Below are 21,391 nucleotides of genomic sequence, written 5' to 3' on the forward strand. Positions count from 1 at the left end.
TTCAAATTTAGCAATTTAATTTACTATAGACTACTGCCAAAGCTCTCTATTTCTTTTATATTTGCAACTACTATTACAAAACATAAAATACAATGGCTTCTAATTTTGTCGCAGAATTAAAATGGAGGGGTATGATACACGATGTTATGCCCGAAACAGAGGAACACTTACTAGAACAAATGCGCGCTGCCTATGTGGGTATAGACCCAACAGCAGACTCGTTACACATTGGCCACTTGGTTAGTGTAATGATGTTACGTCATTTTCAGTTAGCTGGCCACAAACCTTATGCGTTAGTTGGTGGAGCCACTGGTATGATTGGTGATCCGTCTGGAAAATCTGCTGAACGTAACTTATTAGACGAAAAAACACTTAGACACAACCAAAATGCCATAAAAAACCAGTTGTCTCGTTTTTTAGATTTTAAAAGCAATGAAGATAATGCTGCCGTTTTAGTTAATAATTACGATTGGATGAAAGAATTTTCATTCCTAGATTTTATTCGTGATGTTGGTAAACACATTACCGTTAACTATATGATGGCTAAAGACTCAGTAAAAAAGCGTTTAACTTCTGAAGCCAAAGAAGGAATGTCTTTTACGGAGTTTACATACCAATTGGTGCAAGGGTACGATTTTTACCACTTATTTAAAGAACACAACTGTACGCTGCAAATGGGTGGTAGTGACCAATGGGGCAATATTACCACTGGTACAGAAATGATACGTAGAATTGGTGGTGGTAAAGGTTATGCTCTTACTTGCCCATTAATTACTAAGGCAGATGGTACCAAATTTGGAAAAACTGAAGGTGGTAATATTTGGTTAGATGCAGAACGTACTTCTCCTTACAAGTTTTACCAGTACTGGTTAAACACATCAGATCAAGATGCAGAAAAGTTTATAAAAATCTTTACTTTTTTAGGTAAAGAAGAAATTAACTCGCTAATTGCAGAACACAACGAAGCTCCTCATATGCGTGCTTTACAGAAAAAATTAGCCGAAGAAATTACTATTAGCGTACACTCTAAAGAAGATTTAGACAACGCTATAAAAGCTAGTAATATTTTATTTGGAAAATCTACTTCTGATGATTTAAAAACGTTAGACGAAAAAACTTTTTTAGATATTTTTGAAGGTGTACCCCAAGCAGAAGTTACTGCTTTAGATATTGAAGAAGGCTTGGATATGATTGGCGCATTAGCTGCAAAAACTCAGTTTTTAGACTCTAACGGTGCAGCCCGTAGAGAACTTAAACAAAATTCTATTTCTGTAAATAAAGAAAAAGTAAAAGAAGATTACGTTATTACAAGCAAAGACCTAATTAACAATAAGTTTGTTTTATTACAACGTGGTAAAAAGAACTATTTTGTATTGGTTGTAAATTAATTATACAAGACTCATAATATTAGTAAGGCTGGTTTTTACCAGCCTTTTTTTATTCCTTTTTTTAAATTGAGAATCCATTTTTGTTATTTAAGTTTTTACTTAAATTAAGTTTCATATTCCGCAACGCTACATTTACAGACCAAACAGATACTTGTAATATATTATTATGTAATTGGAAATAATGCTAACTTTAGTGCATTAAAAAAATTACTGACACTGACTTAGCCAAAAATCATCAGAAAGAACCAAAATAAAATGAAAAAAAAGTTCCTTTTTAGCATAAGCATTTTGCTTTGCTCACTATCAATCTACGCTCAAGAAAACAACGCGTCTACCTTAACTATTAAAGAAATTATGCAGGGTGATGCCTTTGTTGGCCACTTACCTTCTAGTCCTAAATGGTCTCAAGACAGTAAAAGCATTTATTTTAATTGGAACACAGAAAATGCATTTAGCGACTCACTATACATATACAATTTAAACACAAAAAAAACTGCTAAAGTAGATTTTGAAACCGAATACAACCTACCTTCTACTCCAACTTTTAATTCTAAACGAACAAAAAAGGTATATGTAAAACGAGGAGACATTTTTTATACTGATGTTACTACTAACAAAACCATACAAATTACACAGACAGAAGACCGTGAAAGAAATGCCAAATTTATAGAGAACGATAGTAAAATTGCATACCAAAAAGGGCAGAATATTTATACTTGGAACACTACAACTGGCGCAACTGTACAAATCACAAATTTTACCGATAAAAAAGATAAAGAAGAGCATTTAAGTGATAAAGATGAATGGCTACGTAATGACCAACTTGCCCTTTTTGATGTTTTAAAAGAACGCAAAGCCAAAAAAGACGCTCGTAAAAAAGCAATGGAACGCTACAAAGAAAAAGAGTTATTTTCTATATACACAAAAGGCAAATCTATTAGCAGCCAAAGTATTAGTACAGATGGTAGTTATGTAACCTATATTGCAGCCACTTACGCAAGCAACAAACGTACTACAATGCCACACTTTGTAACAGAATCTGGTTATGTAGAAAATGAAAATACACGCTCTAAGGTTGGTGACAAACCAAGCAGTTACGAGCTTCATATTTACGACATTAAAAACAAAAAAACATACCCTGTTTCTTTAGATAATTTAGAAGGTTTAGATTACATACCAGAATATACTAAAGACTACCCAAACAAAACGTACAAAAACGAAAATAGAATTGGCTACATTGTTGGCCCTATTTGGAGTGCAGATGGCAAAAAAGCTGTTTTAGATATAAGCTCTAACGATTACAAAGACCGTTGGATAGTTCTTTTAAATCTTGCTGATGGTACCGTTACCAATTTAGACCACCAGCACGATAAAGCTTGGATTGCTGGCCCAGGTATTGGCTGGGGTAATTTAGGGTGGCTACCAGATGACAATAGTATTTGGTACCAGTCTGAAAAAACAGGCTATTCTCATTTATATAGCACTAATGTGTTAACTAAAAAAACAAAAACACTAACATCTGGTAATTTTGAAATTTACGAGCCAACTATCTCTATAGATAAAAAACGTTGGTATTTTACGGCTAATAAAAATCATCCTGGAGACAGACAATTTTACACTATGCCATTAAAAGGTGGTAAATTAACTCAACTAACTACAATGGTTGGTAATAACGAGGTTACTTTATCTCCAGATGAACGCCAAATGGCTATTTTATACTCATACAGCAATAAACCAACAGAATTATATTTACAGCCTAACCCAATAAAAAATAGAGCTAAAACTGCTCCAAAACAAATTACAAATTCACTTACAGACAGCTTTAAAAACTACAATTGGAAAGATCCTGAAGTTATTACTTTTAATGCGGAAGATGGTGCAGAGGTTTACGCAAGGTTATATCAACCTAAAACAGCAACAAAAAATAAAGCCGCTGTAATTTTTGTACACGGAGCAGGTTATTTACAAAATGCACACAAATGGTGGAGCTCTTACTACAGAGAATATATGTTTCATAACATATTGGTAGATAATGGGTATACTGTGTTAGATATAGATTATAGAGGTAGTGCTGGTTACGGCAGTAAATGGCGTACAGGCATTTACCGTCATATGGGTGGTAAAGATTTATCGGACCAAGTAGATGGCGCTAAATTACTAGTAGAAAAATACGGAATTGACAAAGATAAAATTGGAATTTACGGAGGTTCTTATGGTGGCTTTATAACATTAATGGGAATGTTTAACGCTCCAGATACTTTTAAAGCTGGTGCTGCAATACGTTCGGTTGGCGATTGGGCTGCTTACAACCACGGCTATACTGCACGTATTTTAAATACTCCGGTTACAGATAGCATTGCTTACAGAAAAAGCTCTCCTATTTATTTTGCAGATGGTTTAAAAGGAGATTTATTAATTCTACACGGTATGGTAGATGACAACGTGCATTTTCAAGATATGGTACGTTTATCTCAGCGTCTAATAGAGTTAGAAAAAAAGAATTGGGAAATGGCTGTGTATCCTGTAGAGCGACACGGTTTTGTAGAGCCTAGTAGCTGGACAGATGAATATACACGTATTTTTAATTTGTTTAATGAGAGTCTTTTAAACATTACCACTAAAGAATAACACTTATGAAAAATAAAATAGTAGCCTTATTTGCTGTAATAGCATTAGGATCTTGTAGTAAACCACCAGAAAAACCTAAAATGAATGCTTTAGCAGAAGATTACGTAAAACTGGTTTTAGAAGTGGGACAATATAATAGCGATTTTGTTGATGCTTATTACGGTCCAGAAGAATGGAAACCAACCTCAGCTAAATTAGACACCATACCTGCTTCAGATTTTATTGCCAGAGCCAATATATTAATAGAAAGCGCTAATTTGGTAGATACAACTGCTTTTTCTAGTATTGAAACCGCAAGACATACGATGTTTAAAAAGCAACTAACTGCAGTTAAAACCAAGTTAGAGATGCTGGCAGGTAAAACCTATAGTTTTGATGAAGAAGCTAAACTTTTGTATGATGCAGAACCACCACATTTTACAGAAGAACACTTTAACAAACTTATTGCCGCACTTGAAGAAGAGTTGCCTGGGGATAAAGATTTAGCCACAAGGTATGCTGCTTTTGAACAGCAATTTATAATACCAAAAGATAAGTTAGATACTGTTTTTAGAGTAGCGATAACAGAAGCAAGAAAAAGAACAAATCACCATTTTAAATTACCGCAGAATGAAGATTTTGTGCTAGAATATGTAAACAACAAAAGCTGGTCTGGTTACAATTATTACCAAGGAAAAAGTAAAAGTTTAATACAGATAAATACCGATTTTCCAATTTTTATTCAGCGTGCAATAGACTTAGCTTGCCACGAAGGTTATCCTGGTCACCACGTATTTAATGCGCTATTAGAACAAAATTTAGTTGATGCCAAAGGATGGAAAGAATTTTCGGTATACCCATTGTTCTCTCCACAATCTTTAATAGCAGAAGGTAGTGCAAACTATGGTATAGATGTAGCATTCCCCGGTGAAGAACGTGTTGCTTTTGAAAAAGAAGTACTTTTCCCTATTGCAGGTTTAGATGCAAGCAAGGCCGATAAATACTATAAAATTCTAGGATTAATAGGTAAGCTGAATTACGCAGGTAATGAAGCTGCCAGAAAATATTTAAACGGAGAAATTTCTAGAGAAGAAGCTGCTAAATGGCTAGAAAAATATTTATTTTACGCGCCAGACAGAGCATTGCAACGCACACGTTTTATAGACCAATACCGTAGCTATGTTATAAACTATAATTTAGGTAAAGACCTAGTTGCAGACTATGTAAAAGCTAAAGGTGGTACTGTAGACCAACCAGAAAAACGCTGGGCTGTTTTTAAAGAGCTATTAAGCAACCCACATACAGCAAGTAGTTTGAAGTAGAGTTAAATGGAAAATCCTTATAAGAAACATCTAGATATTTTATATGATAGATTATTAGTTTATAGACAAATATCTTTAAGAATAAATGACGTTCTAAAATCAGATGTTGAAAAATATAATAAAGAAAAAGCTTCACTTAGTCTTAGCTCTTCTTTATTAATAGTTGATTGGAGTGACAAAAAAAGGGCTGCCCGAATTCCAACAAACTCTTTTAAAAAAATAACCAGAGAAACTTATAGTGATGAAATAGAAAAAATATTATCACTAAAATTTTGTCTTCTATATTCTCAATCTTTCGAGGCTTTAGAAACTTTTCTCAAGGATTTTATTTATATTAAATCCAATAAAGATAAAGTCTTTAAACAGAAAGTAATCAAAAAGCTAAAAAAAGGGCTTATTTTCAATCGAGAAAATATTCCGACTGGAAAAGACCTATATAGTTTACTAAAAGAAGCAGGTAAAGATACATTTAAAGAATACTCAAAAAGTAATATTGTAAAGACTGGATATAATGAATTTTGGACTATACTTTCAGAAACCAGACACGCTATAACACATACTCAATGCCAAATAAAAAAGAGTAAAATTAACAAATCACAAACTCATTTTAAAGTTTTTGAAATGTTGTTTAATTACTCCTATATTAACGAAGAAGAAATATTAATACAACTAGATTATTTAAAGTTCTTTAAAACAATAGAATATATTTCTAGTTATGCCTTTCAAATTTTCAAAACTATTTCAATAGAAGAAAAAATTGATTGGAAAATATATGAACAAAACGCTACTTAATAAACTCCATAAAATCATCCCTATCTATTTCTCTGGCACCTAAACTTTCTAGGTGCTGGGTATAGACTTGGCAATCTATAAGTTTGTAATTGTTGGCTTCCATTTCTTGTACCATTGTTATAAAACCATATTTAGATGCATTGCTAACATCACTAAACATACTTTCTCCACAAAACACAGTACCTAAATCTATGCCGTACAAACCACCTACCAACTGGTTGTTTAACCAAACCTCGTAAGAGTGCGCAAATTTTTTTTCATGTAGTTCTATATATGCGTTTTGCATATTTTGGGTAATCCACGTGCCTGGCTGCCCGTCTCTTGTTACAGTAGCACAACGGCGAATTACTTCTTCAAATTTTTTATTTTTTGTAACAGTAAAAGCTTCATTGCGTAAAAGCTTACGCATACTTTTGGAAACTTTTAATTCTTGCGGAAACAATACCATTCTTGGGTCTGGACTCCACCAAAGTGGCAATCTATCATCATCAAACCAAGGAAAAATTCCGCTTTTATAGGCAAGTTGTAATCGTTCTACAGATAAATCTCCTCCAGCCGCTAACAAACCTTCTTCATTAGCTGTATGTACTGGAGGAAACTCTAACTTATCTGTTAAATAATATATTGGATTTACCATTTAACCTAGAAAGGCAAATCATCGTGATCTTCTTCATTTAAATTATCAGCAGGCTCAAAAGCTTGTGCTGGCGCAGCTGGTGGTATTCCTGCATCTCCGCTTGGAGCAGCTTGTTGTAAGTTTTCTATTCTCCAACCTTGTATAGAGTTAAAATATTTTGTTTCTCCTTGTGGGTTAACCCATTCTCTACCTCTTAAGTTAATGCTAATTTTTACTGGCTGTCCAACACTATACCCGTTTAACAAATCGCATTTATCCTGAACAAACTCTACCATTATATGTTGTGGATACTGCTCCTCTGTTGTAACAACTATTTCTCTTTTTCTAAATCCGTTACTTCCAAAAGTCTGAGTTTCCCCAACCATTTTTACTTTTCCTTGTACTTCCATCTTAAATTAGTTTCTTATGCGTGTTTATTAATTGAGTTCTTATTCTATTATATCTATACCTGCTAATAATAATTTTAATGCGCCCAATGGGTTGTTATTAAAAATATATTCTTTAGCTTTTAATTGCAGCTGTACACTATCATTAGTTGCTAGTGTTGCTTGTGCATCTTCATTTTCATTAACAAATTGTTGTGCACTTTTAGTTGTTGGTAAAACTTCTATATTACCTAACAAACCTAAATCATTACCAGATAACAACTTACTGTTTTTAATTTTATCTGGCAAACTATCTATACCTATTCCTAAGGTAGATAACGGTTTAGGCACTTCAAACATACCTTCTTTTGCTCTGCTGTACCAATTACCTCCCATACGGGCAACCAAATCTATTTTATGTTGGTCTATGCTACCGTTTTTATCTAATATTGTACTATCTACGTGTACTTTTACAACCTCACAAAACACTAAATTACCTGCACCACCTTCTGTACCTAAAGCTTCTACTTTAGTAACTTTACACTCAAACTGCACCGGAGATTCTGCCACTCTAAATGGTGTAACAATATCAGACTTTAACATTGTTAAACCAGCTTTTTTAAACTCGTTTACCCCAACTGCATATTCTGTACTAGACAAAGACATTTGTTGTACAATAGCATAATTAACAATATTTACTACAACTTCTTTGGTCTCTAAAACATTCTCTAATGTGTGTTTTGTTGTATTATTTCTAACACGCCTAGCAGGAGAAAAAATTAGTATTGGCGGGTTTGCACTAAATACATTAAAAAAGCTAAAAGGAGATAAGTTAGGATTACCATCTTTATCTACCGTGCTAGCAAATGCAATAGGTCTAGGGCCAACAGCGCCTAAAAGATAGCCGTGCAATTTAGCCGTTGTAACCTCGTTTGGTACTATAGAAATTGTTTTTTTCATAGAATGCAAAGGTACATAATTTGTCCGCTATTTAAAACAAGATGGCAAGATAGAAATACCAAATGTGCATTATATTACGTTATCTTTAAACCCAAGAATTGGAACAATGAATTTTAATCCAAAAAACAAAACTATAAACATTTCCTTAATGGTGGGCGCTTTCTTTATTGTGAGCCTAATTTTATGGAATACAAATAGTTTTTTTGAGCAATTTAAGAAAGAAGAACGCCACAAAATGGAAATATGGGCCACAGCCCAAACCGAGTTTCGTAACTCTTCACAAACGGAAGATTTAGGAGATTTACATTTAAAAATTTTTCAGAACAATACCTCTACACCAATGATTTTAGTAAACAAGAGTGGCACTTTTAACGCCAAAAACATAGAAGGCAAAAAAATAAAAGATACTGCTTTTATAAAGCAAAAAATAGAAGATTTTAAAAAAGAAAACTCTCCTATTTTAATGACCCATAAAGGAGAATTAATTGCTACCCTTTATTATGGCAATTCTGAAGTTTTAAATAATTTAAAATATTACCCTTTAGCGTTATTGCTAATTATATTTTTATTTGGTGCTGTAATTTTCTTTTTCTTTAAAACCAATAAAGCATCTGAACAAAGTAAACTTTGGGCAGGTATGGCTAAGGAAACAGCACACCAAATTGGTACTCCGCTTACCTCTCTTTTGGGGTGGAATGAACTTTTAAAAGATGAAAACATAAATCCAGAAATATCTGTAGAGATAGAAAAAGACATTTCTAGATTACAAACTATAACAGACAGGTTTTCTAATATTGGATCTTTACCAAAGCTTGAAGAAAAAGATATTGTTGCAGAAACCAAAAGTGCTTTTGACTATTTAAAAAGAAGAAGCTCAAAACTAATTCAGTTTTCTTTTGATAGTAAGGTAGATAAGTTACCTGTTATGCTTAATAAACCCCTGTATAACTGGACTATTGAAAACTTGGTTAAAAACGGTATTGATGCAATGCGGGGTAAAGGACATATTGCTATAGAAATTATTCCAGCAGGTAATTTTGTAAATATTTTAGTATCAGATACAGGACACGGAATACCTAAAGGAAACTATGCTTCTATATTTAATCCAGGACACACATCTAAGCGACGTGGTTGGGGTTTAGGGCTGTCTTTAGTTAAAAGAATTGTAGAAGAATACCACAACGGTAAAGTAAAAGTGTTATCTTCGGGTAAAGATGGCACTGTAATGCAGATTTCGTTAAAAATTAAAGTTTAACTATGTCTAAGGAGAAATTAGTAGTACTTAAAGAAGCTAATATAAAAAATAACTGTCCAGAATGTTTTCATAATGAGCTTACAGTTACTTTTTATCAAAAGCAAAAGTTTGGTAAATTTATACACAAAACCACTAACGAGGTAAGCAATGATATAAAATGTGATAGATGCCACTGTACCATTTACCCTATAAATTGGACAGACGATATAGAGCGATCTTTTAATTACTACCAAAAACTAGCCGTACCACACAAAACAAGTGTAAAATTTACTTCTTTATTTTATATAGTAGCACTTACACTAATTGCCTTAGTTGGTATAGCCGTTTATGTATTTACCCAAAAAATTATTGAATTTTAGCCGCTATTGCTGCTGCCAGATCTGTAAACTCTTCTTTAGTTACCATTGCTTTAGTTTTAAAGGATGCATCTGCCATAGAATTTAATGGTATTAAATGTACGTGCACGTGTGGCACCTCTAACCCAATAACAGACAGACCAACACGGTTACAAGGTATTACCGCCTCTATAGCTTTGCCTACTTTTCTAGAAAAAGCCATTAAGCCCATATAAGTTTCTTCGTCTAAATCTAAAATTTTATCAACCTCTTTTTTGGGCACACATAGCGTATGCCCTTTGGCATTAGGGTTAATATCTAAAAAAGCAAAATAATTAGCATCTTCTGCCACCTTGTAACAAGGGATTTCACCATTTATTATTTTAGTAAAAATAGATGCCATTATGCTCTAGTTATTTCTAAAATTGTAAGTTTAATTTTTCCATTAGGCACTGCAATTTCTGCTTCATCACCCACACTTTTACCCAATAAACCCTTACCAATTGGAGAATTTACAGATATTTTACCTGTTTTTAAGTCGGCTTCACTTTCTGCAACTAAGGTATATTTCATTTCCATACCGTTAGATTGATTTTTCAATTTAACTGTAGATAAAACTAGCACCTTAGATGTATCTAACTGAGACTCATCAATAATTCTGGCTCCAGCCACAATTTCTTCTAATTTAGAAATTTTAAGCTCTAATAAACCTTGTGCCTCTTTGGCTGCATCATACTCAGCATTCTCAGATAAATCTCCTTTATCTCTAGCCTCTGCAATTGCTTGTGACGCCTTTGGGCGCTCTATGTCCTTAAGCTGATTAAGCTCGTCTTTTAACTTTTTTAAACCTTCTGCGGTATAATAAGATACGTTACTCATAACATGATCGTTTTATAAATAAGAAAATCCTCTTATTTCTAGAGGATTTTATACAAATATACATAATTTTTGTTCACATTTGCTGTTGTATTAGTACTAAGAAAACATATTATGAAAACACTTTTTACACTTTTAGCCATTTTTCTATTACTTTCTTGTGATAGTGGAAGAACTAACAGAAATCCTTACCTGCAAGAGATTGGTTTTAGAGTAGACTTAAATTTAAATTTGCCATCATATAGCGCCCTTAAAAATACAGGAAATGCTGTATATGTTGGTAGCCAAGGTGTTGGCACTAAAGGTATTTTTGTTATAAACACAGGTTTTGATAATTTTATGGCTTTTGAAGCAAGTTGCCCAAACCACGAGCCTAGTGCGTGCTCTACAATGATTTTAGATGAAGATAAACAAAATGTAACTTGCCCTTGTGAAGAATATAAGTACAACCTATTTACAGGCCAGTTTTTAAACAGACCCGAAGACGACAAAAGATATCATGACATGCTTTTTTACAGCTCGTCTGTAAACGGAAATATTGTTACCGTAAGAAATTAAAAAAAGGGCAAACCTAAAATAAGGCCCACCCTTTGTAAACATGGTTAGTGTTCAAATCTTAAAAATTAAATGTTGCACCCACTAAAAAGTTAGTACCTGCTTGTGGGTAATAACCTTGTACTTCAAAAGTAGTGCCAGGAGTGTCCCAACTATTTAAATACGTGTATCCGTTAGATACATATTTTTTATTAAAAACATTATTTACTAGTCCGGTTAAGACAACGGACTTAAATATTTTATTAAATTTTATCTCGTAAGCCACATTAAAATCGTTTACAAAATAGCTATCCAATTTAGAGTCTTCTGTATCTGTGTTACTTAAGTATTGTTCGCCTACAAATTTAGATAAAAAAGATAATTTTATGTTCTCTTTTGGTGCATAAGTAAAAATGTTTCCCGCAACTACACTAGGAGAATAGGCAATATTTGTATCTCCTAAGTCTTGCACACCACCATCTCTATCTGTAAAAAAATCTTTATTTTTATTACTACTTATAGCAATGTTTGGTCTAGCAGAAAACTGATCACTAAAAACAATATTAGCATCTACCTCTATACCCAAACGGTAACTATCTCCAACATTTTCTCTGAGCGGAGCTCCTACATCATTTAACTCACCCGTAACAACTAACTGATCTTTATAACCCATATAATATAAGTTTGTATTTACTTGCACATTAGAAGTTACGTAACGCCAACCTAACTCATAATCATTTAATTTTTCTGGTTTAGGGTTACCACTTTCATAATCATTTCTGTTAGGCTCTCTGTTTGCCACAGCATAAGAAGCATAGAAATTATTATTTTTATTTAAGTTAAATGTTACACCAGCTTTTGGGTTAAAAAAGTTAAACGTATCATTAACCAAACCTGTATCTTCTCCGTTAGCCTTATAACCAACTCTTCTGTATTGTACATCTCCAAAAAGACTCCATTTCTCATCTACATTATAATTTAATTTAGTGTAGGTATTAAAATCTGTTTTAGTAGAAGTATCATCATAATAACGATCTTCAAAACCACCATTAACTGCAAATTGTTGAGCCCAAATTACTTCTCCAAAATGATCTCCTTCATACTTATTATAACCACCACCTACAATAAGGCTAAGGTTGCTTTCATTATAATTAATAGAAAAAGTGGTTCCATAAAAATCATTATCTAACCATCTTCTTCTAATTAAATCTGTAACATCTGTTCCGTTAAAACCAGCTACAATCCCATTATAATCTGCAGGGTCTTCATCTTCTTTATATTGTTCAAAAAAACCACGTCCTTTTGTATAATGCAATGCCAAGTTAGTAGACCAAGCATCAGAAATTTGCTCGTTCCACAATAACTGAAAATGATCTTGCTTGTAATCATCATTTTCATTGTCATAAAACTGAGTTACACCATTTTCATCTTGATAAGCACCAACTGGGTTGTATGTTCTGTCTTTTTTTAATGTTTCTCTATCTATACCATCCCAAGATTGATACGTAACCTCATGTCCACCAAAAAGTAATGCCTTTATTAAAGTGTTATCATCTACGTAAGCAGCCTGCAAAAAGTAAGATTCTAGGTTAGACGAAGCTCTGTCTACATAACCATCTGAAGCAATTCTAGATAACCTACCAGAAATTTCTACGTGATTATTTAATAAACCTGTGCTAAATTTAATATTGTTTTTTAACGTATTAAAACTACCAATAGATGTAGATACTTGTCCGTATGCATCTGTAGAAACAGCATCTGTTAAAATATTTAAACTGGCTCCAAAAGCACCAGAACCGTTAGTAGATGTACCAACACCTCTTTGTAATTGTAAATTTTCTGTAGAAGAGGCAAAATCTGGCATATTTACCCAAAAAGTACCGTGAGACTCAGAGTCGTTATAAGGTATACCATTTATGGTAACATTTACACGCGTAGCGTCTGTACCACGTACTCTAATACCTGTATAACCAACTCCTGCACCAGCATCTGATGTAGTAACTACTGCTGGTAAAAAGTTCATTAAAATTGGTATATCCTGACCTAAATTACGGGATTTAAATTGCTCTTTGGTTAAGTTAGTAAATGTAACTGGCGATTGCTTTGTTACACGTACTCCAGAGACTAAAACTTCATCCAAGACCACCTTTTTACCCTCTAGGGTATCTATTTCTTTTTCTTGTGCAATACCAGAAAAAGCTAATCCTAACACAGCAAAAGTTGTACTTAATGTTTTTAAGTAAAATTGCCTGTTGTTGCTTTGTTGCTTATGCGTAGTAGCATTGCATTTAACACAGTTTTTTTTCATTCGTAATAGTATTACAAATAAAAGGGGTTGTTATTTTTATTAAATTGTATAGATTTTTTTTTGAGTGGCAAACTCCATTTAATTATAATTGCCATTTAACCTAGTTAACATTTATAAAATGCTAACTATTACTTCCCTTAGCAGCATTACCCGCTCAGGTTCGTTGGGTATAATCTCAGCCTAAACTAATAAGCACCCCTTTGAGATGACAGCAAATGTAGGGCACACTTTCTTGTAATCATAAAAAAAAGTTAATTTTATTAACTACAACAACAAAATGTACATTATGAAATTAGGAGCTTTTTCTATAAGTTTAAGCGTAAAAGACATAAAAATATCTAAAGCTTTTTACGAAAAATTAGGTTTTAGTGTTTTTGCTGGTGAAATTGATAAAAAGTATCTAATACTTAAAAACGAAAACAGCATTATTGGTTTGTTTGAAGGAATGTTTGATAAAAATATGCTAACATTTAATCCTGGTTGGGACCAAAATGCAAATACAATTACAAATTATGATGATATTAGAGACATACAAAAACAGTTAATTGCAGCTGGACTTGAGCCGAGCTCAAAAGCAGATGAGAACACTACAGGACCTGCAAACTTAATTATTATAGACCCAGATGGCAATCCTATTCTACTAGACCAACACGTGTAATTACAATGGTTGGTGAGCAGATTTAAGCAAATCGTTTACTGTTTTTACTGGGTTAAAAGTAATACTTGGCACCTCTACAAAAATAGTGTTCCAATATGCCATTGCTCCGTTCCAAAGACCAGGCAACTCTAAAGCCTTTACAGGCCTTCCTTCTTTTGTTTTTTCTGTTATAAAACCTTGCTTTTCATTTACAAAGTCTAACAAATTATATTTTTCTCCCTTGTAATTTTTAACGCCACAAACTAAATCTACCGGATTAAAATGAGTTGCATTTTGCAATATTTTAGACTGATTGAAATTGGACGTATTTATTTGTGCTGACTCTACTATTTGTAAAGACACGTTTTCTTGATAATCCTTAATCCAAAATGGTCCACCACCTGGATCTCCTAGGTTTTTTACCATACCACAAACTCTAATTGGCCTGTTTATATGATTTTTTAAAAGTGCTATTTGATCTTCTTTTCCTAAGTGAATAAATCCATTTTTAAACCTGACATTTAACTCCTCCTTTAAAAACAATCTAATTTCATTTATTAAATCATCATCAACATCATTATTGTCTAAAATTGAAGCATATTTAAACGCTTTATTCTGAACTTTTAATAAAAAACCAGCTAGCATTTTTTTACTATTAGCTATGGTTTCTAAATGTTCCTCAACAATAACATTATCTATATTTTTTATAAAAATTACATCGGCATTTTTATCATTTAAATTTTCAATAAGTGCACCGTGACCTCCTGGTCTAAATAACAAACTTCCGTTTTTTAATCTAAAAGGAATGTTATCTATGTCTACAGCAATGGTATCTGTTTCTATTTTTTGAAAAGAATAATCTACATCAAAACTAACGCCAGTTTCTTCTTTTACTTTTTCTAACACCTCATTCTCTTTATTTAAAAACATCTGTTGGTGTTGCTCAGAAATTGTAAAGTGTAATTTTGCTTTTTTATTAGTAGCAGCATATAACGCTGCCTCCTTTAAATGCTCGTAAAACGGAGTTATAATTTGATTTTTATAGTTGTGAAAAGGCAATAATCCTTTAGGATAAAAACCATAATTTAATTTATCTTCTGCTAATAGTTCTTTTACAAAAGCATAAACCTCTTCTCCTGTAGAAGAAAAATTATTTCCTATGCGCGATTTTACATCTTTATAAAAAGGGAAGTTTTTTAATCCTTCTGTAAAAGCCTTGATAGCACCATCTTTTGATGTATTTATGTACTCTTGTAGCGTTTGTTTTTTAGGGTCATAAACTTCTAAAAAAGCAAACAAAGCTTTAAACATTCGAGTAGCCGCACCAGATGCAGGGGTAAACTTTAGCAATTCTTTTTCTTTACGCTCTTTTTCAAATAAAGAAATTAATTCTTCTTCTTCCTCTAAAGTAAACTTTAAAATACCATCACCAACAACGGCTGCCTTAGATAAATTTACAAAAGGTATCCCCTCTTTAAAGGTTTCTATTTGCGCTAAAACCTTTTCCTTCGTAATTCCTTTTGCTGCAAATTGCTTTAAATCTATATCTGTAAAATTCATCTATTTTCTAGTATTTTGTCTATTACTGCTACTGCTGTAGCTAGTCTTTCTGCTTTACCGCCCCTTAAAGTAATAAAATTCCTATTATACTTAAGCAATGTTTGTTTAAAAAAATTAAACATTTCTTGGCGCTCCCCTGGCTTGTCTCTTAAATCATCTGCCTCCCAAGGAACGTCTATATACGTTAAAAAGTATAAATCATAGGTATTTTCTAACGCATATTTTTCTAAAACCGGATCACAGCTTCCAATGTAATAAGCTTCTGAGTATACTTTAGTTTCTAACAAATCTGTATCACAAATAAGCACATCTGTAGCTTTTTCTGCCAGTTTGTTTTCTAATTTCATTTGTCCTTCTGCTATTGGCAGAAGGTCTTTAGGTTCACAGGTTTTACGCTCATTGTTCCATTTATCTTGCAAATATTCTCTAGCATATTCTGGCACCCAAACAGAGTGGTAATGTCTTGCTAATTGTTCAGAGAGTGTAGTTTTACCAGTAGACTCTGGCCCAAACAAAACTACTTTAACAATGTCTGTGGGCTTTTGCCTATACTTTTCTTCCATGCTAAATATCCTAAAATTGCTACTCCCATAAATACAAAATATTGTAATGCTGTAAAAACAAGACCTTTATACAAATATAGGGGAACAGAAATAACATCTCCTATAATCCAATATATCCAATTTTCTATCTTCTTTTTTGCCATTAACCACATACCTACAAAGAAAATTGCTGTAGTAAATGTATCTACATAAGCCGTCCAACTATTAAATTTATTAAAAAACAAATAAACTAACGTTACAAAAGCAATAGTAATAGTAAATAAAATAGCAGACCACATTTTGTCTTTAACCGTTGTTGTGGTTATTGGCACAAAATGATTAGCATCTACTTTCCTTGTCCAAACATACCAACCATAGATACTCATAGAAAAATAATATGCATTTATCATCATATCACCTAAAAGTTCATATACCAGTAAAATATATACAAAAATAGCGGTGCTAATAATACCTGTAGGAAAAACCAATATGTTTTCTCTTTTAGAGTAAATAACACTTAGCAACCCAAATAAAACACCTATAGATTCTAAAACTATTAAATGTGTTGGCACGCCATTATATTGCGCAAAAATCCAATCAAAAATGTGGCTCATAATCGCTTCTATCAGATTTTACAATTTTCATAAAAAGTAGCCCTTTGTCCATTAACTCAAATGCTTCTTTAATTTCCGTTTTTAAAATACGCATTACCTCATCATAATCTCCGTAAACTTGGGTACTTAACGGGTTCTCTAAGATTGTTAATCCGGATGCTCTTAGTTTTTTAATAAAATTAATTATGTGCTCCTCAAAAGTATCCTGAAGTGGTGAAAATGTAAGTTCAACAGATATATTCATTGTAAAATTTGTTTGATAAATTAGTAACTCTACGCCGTTTTTAACGCATATACACAAGTAAAGCCTTCAAATTCTAAAAACGCAACTTTATAAAATGTAGATACACCTTGGTATAATATCTCTGCTGTTGTTTGCTCATCTACAAACGTAAAATCTTTTACGTTTATATGGTGCAAAAAACTTAATCCTTTTTGCGCATAAATTTTATAGAGCGATTCTTTTGCTCCCCAAACTATAGTTAGTTTTTGGGTTAATGCAGATACATTTGCTATGGTTTTGTACTCTTCAATTGGAGTAAATTTATGTGCAATTTTTAAAATTTTATCTCTCTGCATTTCTATATCAACTCCAACCTCATCTGTCTTGCTAACAATAATTCCTGTAAAGTGATGTGAGTGTGTTATTGATATAAAATTACCATCATTTAAATGTGGTTTTCCTACCTCATCATACCTTAAATCAAAATCTGTATAACCAGCTTGTTTAAGCAAATGCCTTATGCTTAAAAACCCTTTTCTGTGCATGTCAGATTTCATTCCGCTTAATCTGTTTTGGCAATGATCTGTAAGTGCAATTGGCTCAGCTAATTCCGCCTCAGACTCTTCTATTTTCCAAATGTAGAGCTTTGTGGTATTGTTTACTGTTATAGTTTTGTAAAGAGGCATAGCATTATTTAAGATATTAGTATCTTTGCACTGCTTAAGGCAAATGAAATAGTATTGGTAAGCGAATTTAACTATTTAAAACGCTACACCAAAGTGTTTCTTTTTATTAAAAATACGAAAAAAAGAAAAAATGAGCTCAAATACAGTTGCTTACGTACCAAATAAGGTAAAAGATATTTCTCTAGCAGATTGGGGAAGAAAAGAAATTGAATTAGCTGAGGCAGAAATGCCAGGTTTAATGTCTTTAAGAGAAGAGTACAAAGATTCTCAGCCTCTTAAAGGTGCTAGAATTGCTGGTTGTTTGCATATGACTATACAAACTGCTGTTTTAATAGAAACTTTACAAGCTTTAGGTGCAGAGGTTACTTGGAGTTCATGTAACATTTTTTCTACGCAAGACCAAGCTGCTGCTGCAATTGCTGCAACAGGAACAGCTGTTTACGCTTGGAAAGATATGACAGAAGAAGAGTTTGACTGGTGCATAGAGCAAACTTTATTTTTTGGCGAAGAAAGAAAGCCATTAAATATGATTTTAGATGATGGTGGAGATTTAACCAATATGGTTTTAGATAAATACCCAGAACTTGCAGAAGGTATTAATGGCTTATCTGAAGAAACTACAACTGGTGTTCACAGACTTTACGAGCGTGTAAAAAACGGAACTTTACCAATGCCAGCTATTAACGTAAACGATTCTGTTACCAAATCTAAATTTGACAACAAATACGGCTGTAAAGAGTCTGCAGTAGATGCTATACGCAGAGCTACAGATGTTATGTTAGCTGGTAAACGTGTTGTAGTTTGTGGTTATGGTGATGTTGGTAAAGGTACTGCTGCTTCTTTTAAAGGTGCAGGTTCTATAGTAACTGTTACAGAAATAGATCCTATTTGCGCACTACAAGCTGCAATGGACGGTTTTGAAGTAAAAAAATTAGAGACTGTTGTTGGTAATGCAGATATTGTTATTACAACTACAGGTAACAAAGACATTGTACAAGGGCGTCATTTTGAAGCTATGAAAGACAAAACTATTGTTTGTAACATAGGTCATTTTGATAATGAAATAGATATGGCTTGGCTAAACAGTAATTTTGGCAACACTAAAAACACTATTAAACCACAGGTAGACAAGTACACGGTTAATGGCAAAGACATTATAATTCTTGCAGAAGGCCGTTTAGTTAACTTAGGTTGCGCTACGGGTCACCCTAGCTTTGTTATGAGTAACTCATTTACAAACCAAACTTTGGCACAAATAGAACTTTGGACCAATGCTGATGCTTATAAAAATGATGTTTATATGCTACCAAAAGCTTTAGATGAAAAAGTAGCTAAATTACACTTAGCTAAAATTGGCGTTGAGCTTACAGAATTACGTGAAGAGCAAGCCAGCTATATAGGTGTAACTGTAGAAGGACCGTTTAAACCAGAGCATTACAGATACTAATTCTTTTAGCATTATAAAATAACTTAGCTCTTTTCCTCATATATAAACCTATTTGGAAAAGAGCTTTTTTTATACACCAACCTCACTTATACAACTTTATAAATGAACATTATCTTAACAGGAGCAACGGGTACATTAGGCTCTAAAGTGCTACACACTCTTTTTGAAACTAAATACAACCAAATTAATACAGTGTATCTTTTGGTTCGTAAAAAAGGTTTAACTGCACCACTTGAAAGAGTTATAAATATGCTAAAAAGCGAATATGCTCCGCAGTTTATAAAAGATAATTTAGAAGCTGTTACCTCTAAAATTAAGGTTGTAGATGCAACAGATATCCTAAACCCCGCCACTTACCTAAACCAACAAGAAAAGTATTACTTTATACATTCTGCTGGCTTTGTAAACCTGTCGGTAGACCCTGCAAATAAAGATGAAATTTTTGAAGAAAATTTTAATTTCACCAAGTCTATTTACAACGCATATTTACCGTATTTAAAAAAGTTTATTTATATAAGCACTGCTTTTTCTATTGGTGATTTAGGCGGCATTATTGGCGATGATTATATAGAAATTGAAGGCGGAACTTACCGTAATTTTTATGAAGCATCTAAGCACGCTTCTGAAAAGTTTTTAACTCAAAAGAGTAAGGAAAATAACATACCACTACAAATACTAAGACCTAGTGTGTTAGGTGGTAATGCTATGGATAATCCTAGTTACTTTATTTCTAAGTATATGGTGTTTTACCTATTTGCAAAGTTCTTTTACAACACCCCATCAAAAGAGCATATAAGAATTACTGCAAATGCAGATAGTGGGTTAAACATTATACCAACAGATTATGCTGCCAAAGTTATTGTTAAGGTTTTTGACACCAATGTACAACAACTAAATATTGTACATAACAAAGCTACCAACATAACAAAAGGTATTTCTAAAATTTTAGATACGGTAGATTTTACCTCATACAATATAACACAAGATATTATTACTAAAGCAGCAGGCTTCGAATCTAAATTAGAACAATTTTATTACGAGACTATTGGCGTGCACTTAAACCCGTACTTAACGTCTAAACCATATGAATGGGACACCTCTTTGCTAGAAAGCATTTTACCTATACCTAAGTACGACTTAGAACAATATTTAGGCAACACAGTAGAGTTTGCAAAGCTTAAAAATTTTAGAAATCAGAAATGGTAGTATAACCACATTACAATAACAAAAGGGATAACATTCTATGTTATCCCTTTTGTTATTGTAACAACCTAGTATTTTTTTATAGCCCCAGTTTAGCTAAGTCATAAAAATAAAAGTCTTTAGCATCGTTCATTGCAACAAACAATCCGTTTTTAAATACGTTACTTAAAGGCACTGTTACAACATCACAACCATCAGTTTCTGTTGTAGACAAGTTAACAGCTTTTACAAACTTATTTGTATCTCTAGAAAAAATATTAAACTGCCCTTTTTGCTGATCAGATACTATTATATAACCCTTTCCTTTAGCTTGCTTTGCAATTGCAATACCTTCTATATCTGATAAAAACAACTCGCCTCCAAAACAGCTAATTTCTTTATCACCTTTTGTTGGCTCTGCATAATATTTGCGTATACCGTGTTGCTCATCAGAGTAATACACATAACCCTGTTCACTATCTACAGCTATTGCTTCTATTTCCTTTTTTCCGCTAAAAGCACCAAACTTACGTACCAAGGTAGACTGCACAACACCGGTTGTGTCTGTACTTAATTTATACTGATGTAAATAACCATTTTTAGGACCGTTTTTACGACCTACAATAGCATACAATGTATTATCTACAGAAGAGGTATACAAACCTACACCCATTGGAAGTGTGTATTCTACATTTTTTTCATTTTTAAAAACTGAAAAACCACCGTTATCCAAAGGCATCATATCTGGCACAGAAAACATCCTAATTTGTTGTTTTTCTCGTTCTGTAAAAACCAAAACATCTGTAAAGGTAGAATCGTTTATTTTAAAATTATAAGCCACATCTACGTTGTTTGGTCTTTTTACTCCGGTAATACTTTTGTTCTTAATTATTTTCCCATTTAAGTCAAAAGCATATACTCCGCCATCAGTTTCTTTATCTGTTCCAAAAACAATACTTTTTTCTGGATTTTTAGGATTAACCCAAATAGCGGGGTCATCTGTATCATTCTTAGTTTTTTCTGTGATAACATTTGGAGCTATTACAGGCAAACTATTTTCTTTACAAGCAAATGCAAGCACAACAACCATTACCCCTATATAGTTTATGTATTTATTCATT

Annotated in this window: 22 protein-coding genes; 10 read left to right on the forward strand and 12 right to left on the reverse strand. The window is 32.9% G+C overall.

Annotated elements, in window-relative coordinates:
• Window positions 1-92: 92 nt before the first annotated feature.
• From tyrS to BFJ87_RS16500, 4 genes are all read left to right on the forward strand, one after another.
• Window positions 93-1,388, forward strand: coding sequence for a tyrosine--tRNA ligase (gene tyrS, locus BFJ87_RS16485; protein WP_077407253.1), 1,296 nt, complete (start codon window positions 93-95; stop codon window positions 1,386-1,388).
• A 255-nt stretch (window positions 1,389-1,643) separates the two neighbouring features.
• Window positions 1,644-4,016, forward strand: a complete 2,373-nt coding sequence (locus BFJ87_RS16490; RefSeq protein WP_077407256.1) for a S9 family peptidase — start codon at window positions 1,644-1,646, stop codon at window positions 4,014-4,016.
• A gap of 5 nt (window positions 4,017-4,021) precedes the next feature.
• The gene (locus BFJ87_RS16495; protein WP_077407259.1) at window positions 4,022-5,317 is read left to right on the forward strand and encodes a DUF885 domain-containing protein; all 1,296 of its coding nucleotides are present in this window, start codon (window positions 4,022-4,024) and stop codon (window positions 5,315-5,317) included.
• Window positions 5,318-5,323: 6 nt separating this feature from the next.
• The gene (locus BFJ87_RS16500) at window positions 5,324-6,109 is read left to right on the forward strand and encodes a hypothetical protein (RefSeq protein ID WP_077407262.1); all 786 of its coding nucleotides are present in this window, start codon (window positions 5,324-5,326) and stop codon (window positions 6,107-6,109) included.
• On the opposite strand, the gene aat is transcribed toward BFJ87_RS16500, so the two are convergent.
• The 3 genes from aat to BFJ87_RS16515 are packed head-to-tail and all read right to left on the reverse strand — an operon-like array spanning window position 6,102 to window position 8,071.
• Window positions 6,102-6,746, reverse strand: a complete 645-nt coding sequence (aat, locus tag BFJ87_RS16505; RefSeq protein ID WP_077407265.1) for a leucyl/phenylalanyl-tRNA--protein transferase — start codon at window positions 6,744-6,746, stop codon at window positions 6,102-6,104. The genes BFJ87_RS16500 and aat overlap by 8 nt on opposite strands.
• Before the next feature lie 5 nt (window positions 6,747-6,751).
• On the reverse strand, window positions 6,752-7,135 hold the full coding sequence (locus tag BFJ87_RS16510; protein ID WP_013620577.1) for a DUF3127 domain-containing protein: 384 nt from the start codon (window positions 7,133-7,135) through the stop codon (window positions 6,752-6,754).
• 39 nt (window positions 7,136-7,174) lie between these two features.
• Window positions 7,175-8,071 (reverse strand): flavin reductase family protein, encoded by an 897-nt coding sequence (locus BFJ87_RS16515; protein ID WP_077407268.1) that lies wholly within the window; start codon window positions 8,069-8,071, stop codon window positions 7,175-7,177.
• Window positions 8,072-8,177: 106 nt separating this feature from the next.
• Here BFJ87_RS16515 and BFJ87_RS16520 point away from each other — a divergent pair, with 106 nt between their 5' ends.
• Window positions 8,178-9,326 carry a sensor histidine kinase gene (locus BFJ87_RS16520; RefSeq protein WP_077407271.1) on the forward strand — a complete coding sequence of 383 codons (1,149 nt, stop codon included), beginning with the start codon at window positions 8,178-8,180 and terminating at the stop codon, window positions 9,324-9,326.
• Between the two features lie 2 nt (window positions 9,327-9,328).
• Window positions 9,329-9,685, forward strand: a complete 357-nt coding sequence (locus BFJ87_RS16525) for a hypothetical protein (RefSeq protein ID WP_077407274.1) — start codon at window positions 9,329-9,331, stop codon at window positions 9,683-9,685.
• On the opposite strand, the gene BFJ87_RS16530 is transcribed toward BFJ87_RS16525, so the two are convergent.
• Window positions 9,672-10,064, reverse strand: a complete 393-nt coding sequence (locus tag BFJ87_RS16530; protein ID WP_077407277.1) for an HIT family protein — start codon at window positions 10,062-10,064, stop codon at window positions 9,672-9,674. The genes BFJ87_RS16525 and BFJ87_RS16530 overlap by 14 nt on opposite strands.
• Complete coding sequence (gene greA / locus BFJ87_RS16535) at window positions 10,064-10,540, reverse strand: transcription elongation factor GreA (protein WP_013620582.1); 477 nt, start codon at window positions 10,538-10,540, stop codon at window positions 10,064-10,066. Before greA ends, BFJ87_RS16530 begins: the two co-directional genes overlap by 1 nt.
• Before the next feature lie 111 nt (window positions 10,541-10,651).
• Here greA and BFJ87_RS16540 point away from each other — a divergent pair, with 111 nt between their 5' ends.
• Window positions 10,652-11,095 carry a Rieske (2Fe-2S) protein gene (locus BFJ87_RS16540; protein ID WP_077407280.1) on the forward strand — a complete coding sequence of 148 codons (444 nt, stop codon included), beginning with the start codon at window positions 10,652-10,654 and terminating at the stop codon, window positions 11,093-11,095.
• Window positions 11,096-11,153: 58 nt separating this feature from the next.
• Here BFJ87_RS16540 and BFJ87_RS16545 read toward each other — a convergent pair whose 3' ends face one another.
• On the reverse strand, window positions 11,154-13,379 hold the full coding sequence (locus tag BFJ87_RS16545; RefSeq protein ID WP_077407283.1) for a TonB-dependent receptor: 2,226 nt from the start codon (window positions 13,377-13,379) through the stop codon (window positions 11,154-11,156).
• A 286-nt stretch (window positions 13,380-13,665) separates the two neighbouring features.
• On the opposite strand from BFJ87_RS16545, the gene BFJ87_RS16550 reads away from it, so the two are divergent.
• Window positions 13,666-14,037 carry a VOC family protein gene (locus tag BFJ87_RS16550; protein WP_077407285.1) on the forward strand — a complete coding sequence of 124 codons (372 nt, stop codon included), beginning with the start codon at window positions 13,666-13,668 and terminating at the stop codon, window positions 14,035-14,037.
• On the opposite strand, the gene BFJ87_RS16555 is transcribed toward BFJ87_RS16550, so the two are convergent.
• The 5 genes from BFJ87_RS16555 to BFJ87_RS16575 are packed head-to-tail and all read right to left on the reverse strand — an operon-like array spanning window position 14,038 to window position 17,641.
• Window positions 14,038-15,576 carry a DUF4301 family protein gene (locus tag BFJ87_RS16555; RefSeq protein WP_077407288.1) on the reverse strand — a complete coding sequence of 513 codons (1,539 nt, stop codon included), beginning with the start codon at window positions 15,574-15,576 and terminating at the stop codon, window positions 14,038-14,040.
• Window positions 15,573-16,139: an AAA family ATPase gene (locus BFJ87_RS16560; RefSeq protein ID WP_077407292.1), complete on the reverse strand. Its 567-nt coding sequence runs from the start codon at window positions 16,137-16,139 to the stop codon at window positions 15,573-15,575. Before BFJ87_RS16560 ends, BFJ87_RS16555 begins: the two co-directional genes overlap by 4 nt.
• Window positions 16,094-16,732 (reverse strand): nicotinamide riboside transporter PnuC, encoded by a 639-nt coding sequence (pnuC, locus tag BFJ87_RS16565; RefSeq protein WP_077407295.1) that lies wholly within the window; start codon window positions 16,730-16,732, stop codon window positions 16,094-16,096. Before pnuC ends, BFJ87_RS16560 begins: the two co-directional genes overlap by 46 nt.
• Entirely contained in the window at window positions 16,716-16,976 is a 261-nt protein-coding gene (locus BFJ87_RS16570; RefSeq protein WP_077407298.1) for a thiamine-binding protein, read from the reverse strand. Before BFJ87_RS16570 ends, pnuC begins: the two co-directional genes overlap by 17 nt.
• A gap of 29 nt (window positions 16,977-17,005) precedes the next feature.
• Window positions 17,006-17,641, reverse strand: coding sequence for a 4'-phosphopantetheinyl transferase family protein (locus tag BFJ87_RS16575; RefSeq protein WP_077407302.1), 636 nt, complete (start codon window positions 17,639-17,641; stop codon window positions 17,006-17,008).
• 130 nt (window positions 17,642-17,771) lie between these two features.
• On the opposite strand from BFJ87_RS16575, the gene ahcY reads away from it, so the two are divergent.
• Window positions 17,772-19,088, forward strand: coding sequence for an adenosylhomocysteinase (gene ahcY, locus BFJ87_RS16580; RefSeq protein ID WP_077407305.1), 1,317 nt, complete (start codon window positions 17,772-17,774; stop codon window positions 19,086-19,088).
• A 102-nt stretch (window positions 19,089-19,190) separates the two neighbouring features.
• On the forward strand, window positions 19,191-20,294 hold the full coding sequence (locus tag BFJ87_RS16585) for an SDR family oxidoreductase (RefSeq protein ID WP_077407307.1): 1,104 nt from the start codon (window positions 19,191-19,193) through the stop codon (window positions 20,292-20,294).
• 76 nt (window positions 20,295-20,370) lie between these two features.
• Here BFJ87_RS16585 and BFJ87_RS16590 read toward each other — a convergent pair whose 3' ends face one another.
• Complete coding sequence (locus BFJ87_RS16590) at window positions 20,371-21,390, reverse strand: phytase (RefSeq protein ID WP_077407393.1); 1,020 nt, start codon at window positions 21,388-21,390, stop codon at window positions 20,371-20,373.
• Window position 21,391 lies beyond the last annotated feature (1 nt).

Source organism: Cellulophaga omnivescoria (assembly GCF_001999725.1).
In the GTDB taxonomy this organism is placed as follows: Bacteria; Bacteroidota; Bacteroidia; order Flavobacteriales; family Flavobacteriaceae; genus Cellulophaga; species Cellulophaga omnivescoria.

Excerpts from the sequence above, each read along its gene's own strand:
- tyrS (WP_077407253.1), top strand. The coding sequence starts at position 93 with ATGGCTTCTAATTTTGTCGCAGAATTAAAATGGAGGGGTATGATACAC.
- BFJ87_RS16490 (WP_077407256.1), top strand. The coding sequence starts at position 1,644 with ATGAAAAAAAAGTTCCTTTTTAGCATAAGCATTTTGCTTTGCTCACTA.
- BFJ87_RS16495 (WP_077407259.1), top strand. The coding sequence starts at position 4,022 with ATGAAAAATAAAATAGTAGCCTTATTTGCTGTAATAGCATTAGGATCT.
- BFJ87_RS16500 (WP_077407262.1), top strand. The coding sequence starts at position 5,324 with ATGGAAAATCCTTATAAGAAACATCTAGATATTTTATATGATAGATTA.
- aat (WP_077407265.1), bottom strand. The coding sequence starts at position 6,746 with ATGGTAAATCCAATATATTATTTAACAGATAAGTTAGAGTTTCCTCCA.
- BFJ87_RS16510 (WP_013620577.1), bottom strand. The coding sequence starts at position 7,135 with ATGGAAGTACAAGGAAAAGTAAAAATGGTTGGGGAAACTCAGACTTTT.
- BFJ87_RS16515 (WP_077407268.1), bottom strand. The coding sequence starts at position 8,071 with ATGAAAAAAACAATTTCTATAGTACCAAACGAGGTTACAACGGCTAAA.
- BFJ87_RS16520 (WP_077407271.1), top strand. The coding sequence starts at position 8,178 with ATGAATTTTAATCCAAAAAACAAAACTATAAACATTTCCTTAATGGTG.
- BFJ87_RS16525 (WP_077407274.1), top strand. The coding sequence starts at position 9,329 with ATGTCTAAGGAGAAATTAGTAGTACTTAAAGAAGCTAATATAAAAAAT.
- BFJ87_RS16530 (WP_077407277.1), bottom strand. The coding sequence starts at position 10,064 with ATGGCATCTATTTTTACTAAAATAATAAATGGTGAAATCCCTTGTTAC.
- greA (WP_013620582.1), bottom strand. The coding sequence starts at position 10,540 with ATGAGTAACGTATCTTATTATACCGCAGAAGGTTTAAAAAAGTTAAAA.
- BFJ87_RS16540 (WP_077407280.1), top strand. The coding sequence starts at position 10,652 with ATGAAAACACTTTTTACACTTTTAGCCATTTTTCTATTACTTTCTTGT.
- BFJ87_RS16545 (WP_077407283.1), bottom strand. The coding sequence starts at position 13,379 with ATGAAAAAAAACTGTGTTAAATGCAATGCTACTACGCATAAGCAACAA.
- BFJ87_RS16550 (WP_077407285.1), top strand. The coding sequence starts at position 13,666 with ATGAAATTAGGAGCTTTTTCTATAAGTTTAAGCGTAAAAGACATAAAA.
- BFJ87_RS16555 (WP_077407288.1), bottom strand. The coding sequence starts at position 15,576 with ATGAATTTTACAGATATAGATTTAAAGCAATTTGCAGCAAAAGGAATT.
- BFJ87_RS16560 (WP_077407292.1), bottom strand. The coding sequence starts at position 16,139 with ATGGAAGAAAAGTATAGGCAAAAGCCCACAGACATTGTTAAAGTAGTT.
- pnuC (WP_077407295.1), bottom strand. The coding sequence starts at position 16,732 with ATGAGCCACATTTTTGATTGGATTTTTGCGCAATATAATGGCGTGCCA.
- BFJ87_RS16570 (WP_077407298.1), bottom strand. The coding sequence starts at position 16,976 with ATGAATATATCTGTTGAACTTACATTTTCACCACTTCAGGATACTTTT.
- BFJ87_RS16575 (WP_077407302.1), bottom strand. The coding sequence starts at position 17,641 with ATGCCTCTTTACAAAACTATAACAGTAAACAATACCACAAAGCTCTAC.
- ahcY (WP_077407305.1), top strand. The coding sequence starts at position 17,772 with ATGAGCTCAAATACAGTTGCTTACGTACCAAATAAGGTAAAAGATATT.
- BFJ87_RS16585 (WP_077407307.1), top strand. The coding sequence starts at position 19,191 with ATGAACATTATCTTAACAGGAGCAACGGGTACATTAGGCTCTAAAGTG.
- BFJ87_RS16590 (WP_077407393.1), bottom strand. The coding sequence starts at position 21,390 with ATGAATAAATACATAAACTATATAGGGGTAATGGTTGTTGTGCTTGCA.